This window comes from Streptococcus sp. ZY19097, assembly GCF_040731245.1.
GTDB lineage: Bacteria > Bacillota > Bacilli > Lactobacillales > Streptococcaceae > Streptococcus > Streptococcus orisratti.
On the sequence record NZ_CP160400.1, the window covers coordinates 1,014,165 to 1,027,446 of the forward strand.

Genomic DNA, 13,282 nt, shown 5'->3' on the forward strand with positions numbered 1-13,282 from the left:
TCGTTTGATTGATTCACAAAAGCTTGATGACGAAAAATTAAACAACGTGCTCAAAACGGCTATTGACAATGTAGCCAACACAATTAAAACAAAATAACATCGGATTCAACAGCAGGCGACCAGAACAAAAAAGAAATGAGGAACCTCCGCCATCGATGGCAACAGATGTAAAATCGTGCAAGTCTGCGAATAGATGAAAATGACCGCTCAGAGAAAATCTGGGCGGTTTTTTGTTTAAAAAATAAAAAAAATTGAAATAAAAACAAAAATATGTGATAATGTAATTGATTAGATAAAGAGAGGATAAGGTTATTGATTGGCCGTTTATTCATAAAACAAGTATTAGTCTGGGTTTCCTTGTGTACATGTCTTTTAACATTTGCCACTACATCAGATTTAGCTACTTTTTCTTCTACGTCTATTCTTTTTATGGCCAATAACATTATTTCGTGTCTTGACAAAGATTATAAAGGCAAAGAAAAAATTTTTAAAATCACTTCATTACTTGTAAAAATTGAATTTATTTCTATAGTTATTGTATTTTTATTTGGTAATAATTTCGGAAAGCTTAATCTTTCAGCAAATAGTTTTACTTTTATCATGATTATGATGAAAACTATTATAGCGTTTATGGCAACATTAGGTGTTCTCGTTTTATCGGTTTTATCTGGAACAGTTGATACACCTCAAGATCTAGAGAATAAACGTATTGCTAGAGGGGTAGTTAGAGCATCAAATGATGAGTTTCTTGAAAATATGGAAAAAAGAAGGACCCACTATAAGTTAAAAAGTCGTGAATATATCGCGAACGTTTCTTACAAAAGGGGAAGGAAGAAATTAAAATGATACTACTGACTTTCTTAATAATTTTTATGATAATTTGGTATCTCTCTATGGTAGTTCAAACTTATACTTATTTGGCAAGGAATGATATTCATTTTAGTGTCCTTGGAGTAGGAGCGTTGCCAGTTGTTCTATTTTCACTACATTTCAATATGTTTCGTAAGGAAAAAGATAGAAAAATAGGTGTCAAATACTTGTTGTCTTATTTTGTGAACTATAAACTATCGATTATTTTTCTTACAGAACTGTTATTAGAAAATATTGCAATGGTTGAAACTGTGGGATACTCTCCGTATATATCTAAGAGTAAAAAAGATGAAGAGAAGAAGACTTGGTTTGAACGTGTAAAAGAACTTATAAGATTACCGGAAACAACAAACTCTTTTGAAGAGGTGTTGATGACCGCTTAACCCCCAGCAATTTCTGGGGCTTTTTTGAACTCAAATAAAACAAGCCCTTAGGAAACTCCTAGAGCTTGTTTTCGTTATAACGGACTTTTGGCAAAATGTCGGTTATAATGGACTTCCATTATCTAAACTAATATAGTATGCAGTAATCTTTATCACTTTATCAAAAGACATGCCGCCAATATCAGTCCGACCTTTGACATAGTTTGCTAAGGTTTTTTCTGAATAACTCAAGGAATATTCGCCCACCATTCGCCCACCAATTTCCCAATAATTAGCCAAATTTAACCAAATAAAAAATCAAAAAGCCTGATTTTATTGGCTTTTGATTCGGTTAATTCCTGTTAAGTTAGACGCTGAAATCCCCTCTCCGCAGTCGTCCACATGGACGAGAGAACGCCCCATATGCACCTCTGCTTTGTGCCGATTACACCAGACAATAAGCTGTCCGCCAAAACAATTTTAGGCAATCAAAAGAGCCTGTCGGAGTGGCAGACCGCCTACCATGAGCGGATGTCCTCACGTTGGAATCAGCTTGAGAGAGGTCAATCTTCGATGGAAACCAAGCGGAAACACGTCCCCACATGGCTCTATAAGTTGGGCGGCAGGCTTGATAAGCAGTATGGGGAAATCGTGTCTGCCCTGTCCGACATCAACGCCTTTAACGCAGGGAAAAAGCGTGACAAGGCTCTGGAACTGGTTGCCGCATGGCTGCCCGAAGTGGAGAAATTCTCTAAGGAAATCGGCAGACAGCAGGCGTATATCGACAGCTTAAAGGAGCAAATCGGGCAGGAAGCCGACTATGCAGGGCGTATGCGTGATGAAAAGTACGAGCAGGAATTAAAGGTGCAGAAAGCCAACCAGAGGATATTTGAATTGCAGAGAACCAACGAGCAGATGGGGCGGCTGCTCTCAAAGATACCGCCAGAAGTGTTGGAAGAATTACAGAGAACAGGCAGAAACAAATCAAGAGAAAGGTAAAAAGTGAATGAAGAAACAGGATTTTAAGGTGTTAAAGACCAAAGATTTATACCCGTTTCCCGACAATCCGTTTCATGTTGTGGAGGATGAAACGCTGTCAGAGTTAGCGGAAAGCATCAAGGAATTTGGCATTGTCACGCCGATAATCACACGCCCGAAAGAGGACGGGAACGGTTATGAAGTGATTGCGGGGCAGCGGCGTGTCCGTGCGTCCGAACTTGCAGGTATAAATACCGTGCCTGCATTTGTCCTGCCCTTAGACCGTGACCGAGCCATCATCACCCTTGTAGACAGTAATTTACAGCGTGAAAATATCCTGCCATCGGAGCGGGCGTTTGCCTACAGGATGAAATCCGAAGCCATGAAGCGGCAGGGTTTCCGCACAGACTTAACCTCGTCACAAGTTGTGACGAAGTTGCGGACGGACGACAAAGTGGCACAGGGCTTCGGCGTGGGCAGGATGACCGTCCAGCGTTTTATCCGCCTGACGGAACTGATACCGCCGATTTTGCAGATGGTGGACGAGGGGAAAATCGCCCTCACACCTGCGGTGGAACTGTCCTTTTTGAAGAAAGACGAGCAGGAAAATCTCTTTGCCACGATGGAGAGCGAAGAAGCAACGCCCTCACTCTCACAGGCACAGCGGATGAAAAGCATGAGCCAGAGCGGGCAGCTTGACATGGATATGATATTTTCCATTATGACGGAGGAAAAGGGAAACCAGAAAGAAACCTTGAAAATCAACACAAGCAAACTGAAAAAATACTTTCCGAAGGACACAACGCCGAAGCAGATGGAGGAAACCATCATCCGACTTCTGGAACGTGAGTTGCAGAGAAAACGGAGCAGGGACAGCCGCTAACCTTCTTTTTTCGGGAAGTAAATGCAGGAATTTGGAACAGAAGAAAGACAGAATTTTAAGGAGAATGAGGTAAGGAATGAAAGAAATCCAGTATGAGATTGTAAAGGAAATCGCCGTATTGTCTGCGAGTGACAGCGGCTACACAAAGGAAATCAATCTTATTTCATGGAACGGGAGAGAGCCGAAATATGACATCCGCAGCTTTTCCCCGAACCGTGAAAAGTGCGGCAAGGGAATCACGCTGAACGCTGATGAAGCGGCGGCACTCCTTAAAGCATTACAGAAAGAATTAAACAGCGAGGATTAATGGTATCTGATTGGCAGGGCGGGGACATTTCCAAACTCTTCCCTGCCCTGTCTGGAAAGGAAGATTTAAGTATGGGCGAGGATAAGAAAGCAGATAAAAAGAGAAAGCGTATCGTGCCAAAAGCACCTGTGCAGATGATAATCAGCCGTGAATATGTCGGCACACAGACCGTTACAGAAGCGTTTGTCCCGATTATCTCCGAGGATATTCGGAAGAAGATTGCCGAGGGCGACACCTTCGACAATGAGGGGCTGTCCGCTTAGAATGTACGCAATGGGACATGAAAACAGATAGGACAGATACGGAGGTTTTACAGTATGGCAGGAATCAAAGAAGAAAAGAAAATCTATTTAGTCGGCATTTATTGCCGCTTATCTAAAGACGATGGTACGGATAACGAGAGTGCGAGCATTGCGACACAGAAATCCATCCTCACGGATTATGTGAAAAAGCAGGGATGGCACATAGCAAAAACGTATAAAAGCCCTCTTTAAAGGGCTTTTATGTTTATTTTGAGAAAGATATAAAATCAATATATCCCTTTTCTCCGATTTTTACAACGGCATTGTAGGACTTTCTATCTTTCGTTTTGATTCCTTTTACCAGGGTTTCTTTTCCCTCTAGTAATTCTTTTACATTTGTTTTGGTGAGTTTTTTCTTTCTAAAATGTTCAGCTAAAGTGAAGGTACATTCAGGATAATTTGAACAACCATAAAACGATTTTTTTAATACAATATTGTTGCCACACTTAGGACATTTTCCTACAAGGGGTCCCGAGCGCTTAGTGGGAATTTGTACCCCTTATCGATACAAATTCCCCGTAGGCGCTAGGGACCTCTTTAGCTCCTTGGAAGCTGTCAGTAGTATACCTAATAATTTATCTACATTCCCTTTAGTAACGTGTAACTTTCCAAATTTACAAAAGCGACTCATAGAATTATTTCCTCCCGTTAAATAATAGATAACTATTAAAAATAGACAATACTTGCTCATAAGTAACGGTACTTAAATTGTTTACTTTGGCGTGTTTCATTGCTTGATGAAACTGATTTTTAGTAAACAGTTGACGATATTCTCGATTGACCCATTTTGAAACAAAGTACGTATATAGCTTCCAATATTTATCTGGAACATCTGTGGTATGGCGGGTAAGTTTTATTAAGACACTGTTTACTTTTGGTTTAGGATGAAAGCATTCCGCTGGCAGCTTAAGCAATTGCTGAATCGAGACTTGAGTGTGCAAGAGCAACCCTAGTGTTCGGTGAATATCCAAGGTACGCTTGTAGAATCCTTCTTCAACAATCAGATAGATGTCAGACGCATGGCTTTCAAAAACCACTTTTTTAATAATTTGTGTGCTTAAATGGTAAGGAATATTCCCAACAATTTTATACCTCTGTTTGTTAGGGAATTGAAACTGTAGAATATCTTGGTGAATTAAAGTGACACGAGTATTCAGTTTTAATTTTTCTGACGATAAGTTGAATAGATGACTGTCTAATTCAATAGACGTTACCTGTTTACTTATTTTAGCCAGTTTCGTCGTTAAATGCCCTTTACCTGTTCCAATTTCGTAAACGGTATCGGTTTCTTTTAAATTCAATTGTTTTATTATTTGGTTGAGTACTTTTTCACTCGTTAAAAAGTTTTGAGAATATTTTATATTTTTGTTCATGTTATCACTCCTGAAGTGATTACATCTATAAACAAATACAGAAGTTAAACGATTTGTTTGTAATTTTAGTTATCTGTTTAAAAAGTCATAAGATTAGTCACTGGTAGGAATTAATCTAACGTATTTATTTATCTGCGTAATCACTGTTTTTAGTCTGTTTCAAAACAGTAGATGTTTTATCTACATAACGCATTTGATAACGCATTTGGAATACCAACATGACGAATCCCTCCTTCTTAATTACAAATTTTTAGCATCTAATTTAACTTCAATTCCTATTATACAAAATTTTAAGATACTGCACTATCAACACACTCTTAAGTTTGCTTCTAAGTCTTATTTCCATAACTTCTTTTACGTTTCCGCCATTCTTTGCTGTTTCGATTTTTATGATATGGTGCAAGTCAGCACGAACACGAACCGTCTTATCCCCCATTATATCTTTTTTTGCGCTGATTGGCGTATCATTTCGTTTTGCTTTCTGTGCGCCTAAATTTCCCACGATCTCTCACTTCTTTCTATTTCTTCTTACTCTTATTTTATCATCAACAATCACAAATCACTTGTGATTTGTGATTAATCACTTGTGATTTGTGATTCTATTCTTTTTCGTTTTCTAATTGAATGATTCGCTCAAGCATTTCAAAAAATACGTTCTCATACATAGATAAAACTTTTTTGTCATAGCCTTTGTGTTCTGTAATGCCGTTTTTAGACCAGGTACTTACTTTATTACTTCGCTTGATAATATTTTGGAAAACCAAGTTATCTTCTTTATGTTGCTTGTACAGTTCTTCCAGGTTTGATTTTATCGTTGTGCTGTCCGTATCAACTAAATAAGGAACAAAACCGATCATATCTAGTCCAGGGTTAAACTGTTCTTGTAAATCAATCAAATAGGAAATATAGTTTTGAATGTTGTTTGTACTTTCTTCTTCTGCTTGTAAAGGGATCATATAAATTCATCGGCTTTGTCGATGAATTACATATCATACCTACAAAACGGTGGGCAGCAATGCCCGCTAAAAATTGTACGGTGTGCGGCGTTGAATATGTCCCGGGCTCTGGTGCATCAAGGTATTGTCCTGCTTGTGCCAAGAAGATACGGAGGGAGAAATCAAACGAGAGCAAACGCAGGAGCAGAGAACAGAAAAGGATAGCATGTATGAACTGTCCGCAAAAAATGACCGACTGAACTACGACAAGCGAGAACAACTAGCAGGAGACAGTCTTCTGCTTTTTTTGATAGGGAGGAAAGATGACACGAATTAAAGCAGTAAAACAAAAGGCCATTTTAGATGTGGCTGAAAGTCTGGGTTATTCCTTCAGACGATTATCAGGACACATTTATGAACACCCAGACCATGATTCCTTTCGGATTTTTGCGGATACCAATACTTTCAAATGGTTTTCAAGAGATATACAAGGGGATGTGATAGACTTTGTTCAATTAGTGGCAGGTGTTTCTTTCAAAGAGGCTGTATCCTATCTTGAAACTGGAGATTTTGAACAGACCAAAGTAATAGAAGAGGTTTATCAACCGTTTCACTATTATTTGCGTGAAGAACCCTTTCAGAAAGCACGTATTTACTTAAAAGACATTCGGGGTCTAAGTGATCAGACTATTAATACCTTTGGTAGACAAGGACTGCTTGCTCAAGCTACTTTTCAATCGGAGCCAGTATTAGTGTTTAAAAGCTTTGACCATAATGGGGCCTTACAGGCAGCAAACCTACAAGGTCTCGTCAAAAATGAAGAAAGACATGATCGAGGCTATCTCAAAAAAATCATGAAAGGCTCTCATGGCCATGTTGGTATTAGTTTCGATATTGGGAATCCCAAGCGACTCATTTTTTGTGAATCCGTTATCGATATGATGAGTTATTATCAGCTTCACCAAAAGCAATTATCCGATGTTCGCCTGGTGTCAATGGAAGGCTTAAAACTTTCTGTGATTGCTTATCAGACCTTGCGTCTAGCAGCAGAAGAACAGGGGAAAATAGCATTTCTAGATACAGTAAAACCAAGCAGACTTAGCCATTATCTTCAGGCAATACAAGAGACAACAATCTTTTTTCAAACTCATTCAAACGTCATAACAATGGCTGTTGATAACGATGAAGCAGGAAGAGAATTTTGTCAAAAATTGTTAGATAAAGAACTTCCAATCGTTCAAGATTTACCACCATTGCAGGGACTTGAAACAAAGTCAGATTGGAATGATATTGTGAAGCAACAGAAAGAAAAATCCTTAAGCAATCTTATTCAGTCAGCCCAGATACAAGCCATTAAGAATCATCCTCCACCAAAACGAGAGAGTGCTATGGAATTGTGATAACAAAATCAAGTCCGCTATCATAATCTAGAATGTGACAAGGAGGACACCCTATGAGTGTGATTGAACGTCTAGCTGAAAAAGTAGCTAGGCAAGAAGAAAAGGTCTCACGTGAGACGGAGAAACTGGAACACTATCGTGACCAACTACAAACTGCAATGTACAGTACATTTATCAAACGGCAACAATCAAGTCAGTTGTCATTTCATGAAGCACTAGAGCAAGCCTTTGGTAAAGAAACCACACTACACACCAATTACAGAAATGAGGATACAGAATGAGTAAAACATGGAATTTTGATCAGCCACTAGATGATGTGAAACCAACATCCTCCCATGAAGAACGAGCTAAAATCGCAGCACTTTTCCATAAACCGGATGAAAAACCAATTGAAGAAGTAGATTATGTGGCTGCTTTTGAACAGCAACAAAAGGAGTCAAAATCTAAAGAGGTACAGACTCCCGAATCAAAAGTTAAACAAAGTCAGCCGAAGAAAGTAAATATCACAAGTGACTACAAACAGCACTTGGCAGACACCATTGCACAAAACAACAAGGATATTTCCGCCTGTCAGAAGCAAATTGAAGAACTTCATCAATTGATTGATGAAAAGAAAATCCAAAATAAAAAGTTACAGGCTATTTCAGTAGCCATTGATGATTTATAAGTCAGGTAGTCCTATGCGGGCTACCTTTTTACAATGTAAGGAGAAGATAATGAGATTTTTTCAAAAGAAAATACAGAATCAAGACCGATTTAAACAACTGATTCATCGATTATCAGAGATGTCAGATAGTGAATTAACTAAAGTAGAGCAACTCCTAGATGTGGTTTTTGATACAAATTTTAAGCCTGATACGAGCGTTGAATTATCTCAAAGCGTTATAACCGACGAGGATCAAAGTCTTGATAGGTCAATCAAGGAAGCGAAAAATAAACTGAATACTGAGCAGTTGGAGAAAAACATTGAAAGATTTAGACAGAGTAGGCGAGAGAGCAATAATAACAAATAACAGACCAATTATTTTGGCCTGTTTTTTGAAATATGTGTCATCGTTGAATCGTGTCTATTTTGAAAATTCACTTTGATCTTCTATCATGCTTACTTGTATTGTAAACACAAGTGAGTTGAAAATTAATTCTCATTTTGGAAAAGTAACATTTCCTGGCAGTGCCATCTTATATAGAGAATAAGCCCCATCTAAGTTTTTAACGCTAAATCCGCGTTCTTTCAGCATTCGCTCAGCGATGTAAGAACGCAGTCCACTATGGCAGCTGACGATATATTCTTTTGAACAATCTAGTTCGCCAATACGCTCACGGAGTTGGTCCAAAGGAATGTGAAGAAACTCTTTGAACTGTCCACTTTCGACTTCACCAGGATTACGAATATCTAGCAAGATTTTTCCAGTAGCCAGTTCCTCATCTAGCTGGTGCCATTGGATATTTTGGCTGATACCTTCAGCGATATTCATGGCAGCATAGCCGATCATATTAACAGGGTCTTTGGCAGAGCCAAATGGCGGAGCGTAGGTTAATTCTAGCTCTGGTAAATCAAAAATCGTCAGTCCAGCCTTGATAGCAGTGGCAAGGATATCTATCCGCTTGTCGACTCCTTTTTGACCAACTGCTTGAGCACCGAAGATTTTTCCATCAGTTGGTGAGAAAATCAGTTTCAGAACAATGTCAGTTGCACCTGGATAGTAACCTGCATGGTTTTTTCCAATAGTATGAACAACGGCATATTCATAGCCGAGGGATTGAACAGTACGTTCGCTTAATCCTGTTGAAGCGGCAGCTAAGTCAAAGACTTTCACAATAGCTGTTCCGATTGAACCTTTGTTTTTGCGAGCTAGTCCAGCAATAACGTCCGCTACTTGTCGTCCTTGACGGTTAGCAGGAGAAGCTAAGGAGATGAGGGCGTCTTGACCAGTAATTTCCTGTTTGACGACGATAGCATCACCAACTGCGTAAATATTATTTTGACTAGTTTGGTAGTTCTGATCAACGAGAATCCCTCCACGAAGACCTAACTCAATAGCTGCCTCCTTGGCCAACTGGCTATCTGGGGCAACACCAACTGATAAAATAGTAACATCAGATGACAGAGTTTTGCCGTTTGATAGTTCTAAGCTGTGTCCCTTTTCACGAAATGCAGTAACAGACTGCCCAGTTATAACATTGACCCCTTTACTAGCTAATTCAGACTCAATATATCGTGCCATTTCCAAGTCAAAGGTTGGTAAAACATGTGGAGCTTGTTCGATAAGAGTGACATTCAGTCCTTTTAAGGCTAGATTTTCAGCCATTTCCAGACCGATAAATCCAGCACCGATAACAACTGCTTGACCAGATTCGATTTGGGTTAGTTTAGTCATGATCTTATCCAAATCAGGTACGTTTCGAAGCGTGAATAGATTGTCAGCTTCGTAAATTCCTTCAAGTGGTGGAATGACTGGCTTGGCACCTGGTGATAAAATCAGTTTGTCATAGTTTTCAAAGATTTCGCCACTAGGTGTTTTGACCGTCACAGTTTGATTGTCAGCATCGATTCCAACGACTTCATGGAAGGGGCGAACATCTAGATTAAATCGTTTTTTCAAACTTTCCGGCGTTTGGAGTAGCAAGCTATCGTGTTCTACTATTTCCCCAGAAATATGATACGGTAAGCCACAGTTAGCAAAGGAAACATAAGGTCCCTTTTCGAATACGATGATTTCCACATCTTCCATAAGACGACGAAGTCGTGTTGCAGCCGACATACCTCCGGCAACGCCACCAATAATAATAATTTTCATTTGAATCTCCTAGATAATTTCACCAGTCCAAGCATTCATGCCGCCTTTTACATTGACCGCTTGATAGCCTTGGGATGTTAGGTAATCTGTCGCTCGTTGGCTACGCATACCAGATTGACAGATGATAATATAGTGTTTGTTTTTATCACCTTTGAATTGTTCGAGTTGACTTAGAGGTTGGTTGATAGCTTGTGGAATATGACCACTTGTAAATTCATCAACTTCACGGACGTCTAATAAAACGGTGTTCTTTTCTTTTAATGCTTGAGTGACATCCGAGATTGATAGGCCGTCACCGGTAGAGAAAAGTCCAGATAGTAATTGTTTAAACATGATAGATTCTCCTTTATACCATATAGGGTATATAAAATATAACAAATGGGTGGAATGATTGTCAAGTTTTAGAATTGACATTTGGTAAAACTAGCGGTACGATATAATTATGAACAGAAATAAAAAAACATTAATGAATCGATTAAAACGGGCAGAAGGGCAACTTCGTGGCATTCAGAAAATGATTGAGGAAGAGCAAGAATGTATTGATATCGTGACACAATTAAGTGCCGTCCGCTCCAGTATCAATAGTATGATGGGCTTAGTGATTGCGCAAAAGGTTCAATCCTGCATAGAGAATCCTTCCGATAATCCCGAGGAACAAGAAGCGCGTTTGCAAGAAGCTATCAAGCTAATTGTAAAAAAATAATAAACTAATAAAAAACAGTGGAAAAGGACCACTGTTTTTTATTATTGTCTCACGAAAACCACTAGCTGTGCTAGTGGTTCCGAAAAGCTTTTAGCGATGTATCAAAAAAGTCCCCCTAAAGTGTTATATTAGATAAGGTTTCCCGACCACTAACTAATATACAAAAGGAGGACCTCTGATGAGACAGGATAATAATAGTTTAGCACATACTACATGGAATTGTAAGTATCATATTGTTTTCGCCCCAAAATATAGACGTCAGATAATCTATGGGAAATACAAAGCAAGTATTGGTCAAATCTTACGGTTATTATGTGAAAGAAAAGGTGTTGAAATTCATGAAGCAGAAGCATGCCCAGATCACATTCACATGTTGGTGAGTATACCACCGAAGCTAAGTATTTCCTCATTTATGGGATATTTAAAGGGTAAAAGTAGCTTAATGATATTCGACCGACACGCTAATTTAAAGTATAAATATGGGAATCGCAAATTTTGGTGTCGAGGGTTTTATGTTGATACGGTTGGGCGAAATCAGAAGCGAATTGAAGAATATATTCGTAATCAATTACAAGAAGACGTGATAGCAGATCAGCTCAGTCTTTTCGAGGAATATGATCCGTTTACAGGTGAGAAGAATAAAAGAAAGTAGTCTTAAAGAGACCCGCTAGTCGGGTCAGCTAGCAAAGGTGGTGCTGAAGGGAAACCATTCGGTAGGCCTTTAGGCCTCGGCCGGTAGCAGAGGCTTTCAGCCGAAGAGCAAACCACCCGTTCTCACGGGTGGTTTTGATTGACAATATACCCTTATGGGTATATAATTGGTGTATCAAAGATTGGAGAATACTATGTCTAAAAAAATTGTTATTATAGGTGGTGTTGCAGGTGGTGCGACAGCTGCGACGAGGTTGCGTCGTTTAAATGAAGAAGATAAGATTGTTCTATTTGAAAAGGGAGAATATATCTCATTCGCGAATTGTGGTCTACCCTATCATGTTGGTGGTGTTATTAAGGAGCGCGAAAATTTATTGCTTCAAACAGTTGACGGCATGAATCAGCAGTATGGACTAGATGTCAGAAACTTCTCTGAAGTACTTGAAATCAATCCACAAAGTAAAAGGGTAACAGTGCTGAATCACCAAACAGGTGAACGTTATGTTGAGTCTTATGATAAACTCATCATTTCAACAGGTGCAAAAGCCATCGTTCCTTCAATCGATGGTTTGGCAGAAGCGGAAAATGTTTTTAGTTTAAGAAATATTCCGGACATGGACCAAATAAAGGCCTTTATTGCAGAGAATCAGATTCGTACTGCGACAATCGTTGGAGGCGGTTTTATTGGTCTTGAAATGATGGAAAATTTAGTGGAATTAGGGATTCAAGTTCAGTTGATTGAAATGGCACCTCAAGTGATGACTACAATTGATATAGAAATGGCCCAAATGATTCATTCACAGATAAATATCCATGGGGTCGATCTGATTTTGAATGACGGTCTGAAAGAATTTCGAAATAATAGACTTGTTCGGTAACTACATCATCTCATGGTTGATGATGCCACAAATCAACTCAGCTCTTAATTCAAACCGTTTTCTACGATTACGATAGGTCTGTGCCATGATTTGAAAGGTTTTAAATTTGGCATTAAAGTGCTCAACTTCAATACGCATTTTAGCTATCTCTCGATTCAACCGTCTATCCTCTTCGGTTAAGAGGTGATGTTTAGAACGCTTAGCAGGAATAAAGGTATTTTCGTGAAATTTCAAGATGCCTAAATACCCTAAATCTACGAAAACAAGAGTATTTTGGGGCAAACTATAGCCAATACTCTCCTTAAAAAGGGTAAAATCATGCGTATGGCCATCTGAAAAAGCCAATTGACAAGCACGATGGCTAGTCAAATCAAGCATGATTTGAGTTTTTATGGTATGTCTTTTCTTTTTACCAGAATAATTCTTGCTTTGGTTTTTTTAGGGCGTTGAATAGGACTTTCAGTGACATCAATGGCAACAGTGGCGCTAGGTGCTTCCAAGTGGTCTAAATCAAAGAGACCTGAAGAACGAAGGGTGTCCTCTACCCATGTAATGGTCTCATTGACAGTTGCCACACCTACACCAAAATCAAATGCCAACAAGCGTTGAGTGGGGTAATAGCGTAAGTAGCGCAAGGTCATGATGAGCTGCTCTTCCATACTTAGACGGCGTGGGCGTCCTCCTTTCCGGTGTTGCTCTTGATAAGCGTCAGTGAGACAATCAAGCATCAGTTGAAACGTCGCTTTTTTAACACCTATCAACAATTTGAAATTCTCTGAGTTTAATTTTAAGGCTTTTTCGTATGTTGTTTCCATAGCTTTAGTATACCACCTTTGAGTTAC

17 protein-coding genes and 7 pseudogenes are annotated in these 13,282 nt (G+C 39.1%); 15 read left to right on the top strand and 9 right to left on the bottom strand.

All coding sequences use genetic code 11. The features are described 5' to 3' along the window. Window positions 1-429: 429 nt before the first annotated feature. Together ABZ559_RS05190 and ABZ559_RS05195 are read left to right on the top strand one after the other, a co-directional pair. Window positions 430-846: a hypothetical protein gene (locus tag ABZ559_RS05190; protein ID WP_367006403.1), complete on the top strand. Its 417-nt coding sequence runs from the start codon at window positions 430-432 to the stop codon at window positions 844-846. Between the two features lie 47 nt (window positions 847-893). Further along, window positions 894-1,253 carry a hypothetical protein gene (locus ABZ559_RS05195; RefSeq protein WP_367006401.1) on the top strand — a complete coding sequence of 120 codons (360 nt, stop codon included), beginning with the start codon at window positions 894-896 and terminating at the stop codon, window positions 1,251-1,253. Window positions 1,254-1,355: 102 nt separating this feature from the next. Here ABZ559_RS05195 and ABZ559_RS05200 read toward each other — a convergent pair whose 3' ends face one another. Beyond that, window positions 1,356-1,502, bottom strand: coding sequence for a hypothetical protein (locus tag ABZ559_RS05200; RefSeq protein ID WP_367006399.1), 147 nt, complete (start codon window positions 1,500-1,502; stop codon window positions 1,356-1,358). Between the two features lie 114 nt (window positions 1,503-1,616). Here ABZ559_RS05200 and ABZ559_RS05205 point away from each other — a divergent pair. From ABZ559_RS05205 to ABZ559_RS05225, 5 genes and pseudogenes are all read left to right on the top strand, one after another. Beyond that, window positions 1,617-2,231, top strand: a pseudogene (locus ABZ559_RS05205) (plasmid recombination protein); the annotation flags it as partial. A 7-nt stretch (window positions 2,232-2,238) separates the two neighbouring features. Next, entirely contained in the window at window positions 2,239-3,093 is an 855-nt protein-coding gene (locus ABZ559_RS05210; RefSeq protein WP_000743701.1) for a ParB/RepB/Spo0J family partition protein, read from the top strand. A 76-nt stretch (window positions 3,094-3,169) separates the two neighbouring features. Next, window positions 3,170-3,400, top strand: coding sequence for a PC4/YdbC family ssDNA-binding protein (locus ABZ559_RS05215; protein WP_367007453.1), 231 nt, complete (start codon window positions 3,170-3,172; stop codon window positions 3,398-3,400). Between the two features lie 71 nt (window positions 3,401-3,471). Then, window positions 3,472-3,663, top strand: coding sequence for a hypothetical protein (locus ABZ559_RS05220; RefSeq protein WP_001820669.1), 192 nt, complete (start codon window positions 3,472-3,474; stop codon window positions 3,661-3,663). A 54-nt stretch (window positions 3,664-3,717) separates the two neighbouring features. Beyond that, a pseudogene (locus ABZ559_RS05225) lies at window positions 3,718-3,879 on the top strand (recombinase); the annotation flags it as partial. Between the two features lie 28 nt (window positions 3,880-3,907). Here the strand turns inward: ABZ559_RS05225 and ABZ559_RS05230 are convergent. The 5 genes and pseudogenes from ABZ559_RS05230 to ABZ559_RS05250 form a co-directional block, all read right to left on the bottom strand. Further along, a pseudogene (locus ABZ559_RS05230) lies at window positions 3,908-4,168 on the bottom strand (topoisomerase DNA-binding C4 zinc finger domain-containing protein); the annotation flags it as partial. 169 nt (window positions 4,169-4,337) lie between these two features. Next, the gene (gene erm(B), locus ABZ559_RS05235) at window positions 4,338-5,075 is read right to left on the bottom strand and encodes a 23S rRNA (adenine(2058)-N(6))-methyltransferase Erm(B) (RefSeq protein WP_002321849.1); all 738 of its coding nucleotides are present in this window, start codon (window positions 5,073-5,075) and stop codon (window positions 4,338-4,340) included. Window positions 5,076-5,199: 124 nt separating this feature from the next. Beyond that, window positions 5,200-5,295 (bottom strand): 23S rRNA methyltransferase attenuation leader peptide, encoded by a 96-nt coding sequence (locus tag ABZ559_RS05240; protein WP_001809736.1) that lies wholly within the window; start codon window positions 5,293-5,295, stop codon window positions 5,200-5,202. 48 nt (window positions 5,296-5,343) lie between these two features. Next, window positions 5,344-5,577: a peptide-binding protein gene (locus tag ABZ559_RS05245; protein WP_020220349.1), complete on the bottom strand. Its 234-nt coding sequence runs from the start codon at window positions 5,575-5,577 to the stop codon at window positions 5,344-5,346. A gap of 97 nt (window positions 5,578-5,674) precedes the next feature. Beyond that, window positions 5,675-6,031: pseudogene (locus ABZ559_RS05250) on the bottom strand (chromosome partitioning protein ParA); the annotation flags it as partial. Between ABZ559_RS05250 and ABZ559_RS05255 the strand changes: the two are divergent. From ABZ559_RS05255 to ABZ559_RS05275, 5 genes and pseudogenes are all read left to right on the top strand, one after another. Beyond that, a pseudogene (locus ABZ559_RS05255) lies at window positions 6,031-6,270 on the top strand (recombinase); the annotation flags it as partial. The pseudogenes ABZ559_RS05250 and ABZ559_RS05255 sit on opposite strands and share 1 nt — an antisense overlap. A 63-nt stretch (window positions 6,271-6,333) precedes the next feature. Further along, window positions 6,334-7,410, top strand: a complete 1,077-nt coding sequence (locus ABZ559_RS05260) for a DNA primase (protein ID WP_367007454.1) — start codon at window positions 6,334-6,336, stop codon at window positions 7,408-7,410. Window positions 7,411-7,463: 53 nt separating this feature from the next. Beyond that, on the top strand, window positions 7,464-7,691 hold the full coding sequence (locus ABZ559_RS05265) for a DUF5965 family protein (RefSeq protein WP_367007455.1): 228 nt from the start codon (window positions 7,464-7,466) through the stop codon (window positions 7,689-7,691). Continuing rightward, the gene (locus ABZ559_RS05270) at window positions 7,688-8,077 is read left to right on the top strand and encodes a DUF5945 family protein (protein WP_367007456.1); all 390 of its coding nucleotides are present in this window, start codon (window positions 7,688-7,690) and stop codon (window positions 8,075-8,077) included. Before ABZ559_RS05265 ends, ABZ559_RS05270 begins: the two co-directional genes overlap by 4 nt. 49 nt (window positions 8,078-8,126) lie before the next feature. Further along, complete coding sequence (locus ABZ559_RS05275; RefSeq protein ID WP_367007457.1) at window positions 8,127-8,423, top strand: hypothetical protein; 297 nt, start codon at window positions 8,127-8,129, stop codon at window positions 8,421-8,423. 129 nt (window positions 8,424-8,552) lie between these two features. Here ABZ559_RS05275 and ABZ559_RS05280 read toward each other — a convergent pair whose 3' ends face one another. Next, window positions 8,553-10,208 (bottom strand): FAD-dependent oxidoreductase, encoded by a 1,656-nt coding sequence (locus ABZ559_RS05280; RefSeq protein ID WP_367007458.1) that lies wholly within the window; start codon window positions 10,206-10,208, stop codon window positions 8,553-8,555. Between the two features lie 9 nt (window positions 10,209-10,217). Continuing rightward, entirely contained in the window at window positions 10,218-10,541 is a 324-nt protein-coding gene (locus tag ABZ559_RS05285; protein ID WP_367007459.1) for a rhodanese-like domain-containing protein, read from the bottom strand. A 109-nt stretch (window positions 10,542-10,650) separates the two neighbouring features. Between ABZ559_RS05285 and ABZ559_RS05290 the strand changes: the two genes are divergently transcribed. The 3 genes and pseudogenes from ABZ559_RS05290 to ABZ559_RS05300 all read left to right on the top strand — a co-directional run. After that, window positions 10,651-10,911, top strand: a complete 261-nt coding sequence (locus ABZ559_RS05290) for a metal-sensitive transcriptional regulator (RefSeq protein WP_367007460.1) — start codon at window positions 10,651-10,653, stop codon at window positions 10,909-10,911. Between the two features lie 178 nt (window positions 10,912-11,089). Continuing rightward, on the top strand, window positions 11,090-11,563 hold the full coding sequence (gene tnpA, locus ABZ559_RS05295) for an IS200/IS605 family transposase (RefSeq protein WP_002891962.1): 474 nt from the start codon (window positions 11,090-11,092) through the stop codon (window positions 11,561-11,563). A 193-nt stretch (window positions 11,564-11,756) separates the two neighbouring features. Beyond that, window positions 11,757-12,413 (top strand): annotated as a pseudogene (locus ABZ559_RS05300) (FAD-dependent oxidoreductase); the annotation flags it as partial. 27 nt (window positions 12,414-12,440) lie between these two features. On the opposite strand, the pseudogene ABZ559_RS05305 reads toward ABZ559_RS05300, so the two are convergent. After that, window positions 12,441-13,255, bottom strand: a pseudogene (locus tag ABZ559_RS05305) (IS5 family transposase). Between the last annotated feature and the right edge of the window lie 27 nt (window positions 13,256-13,282).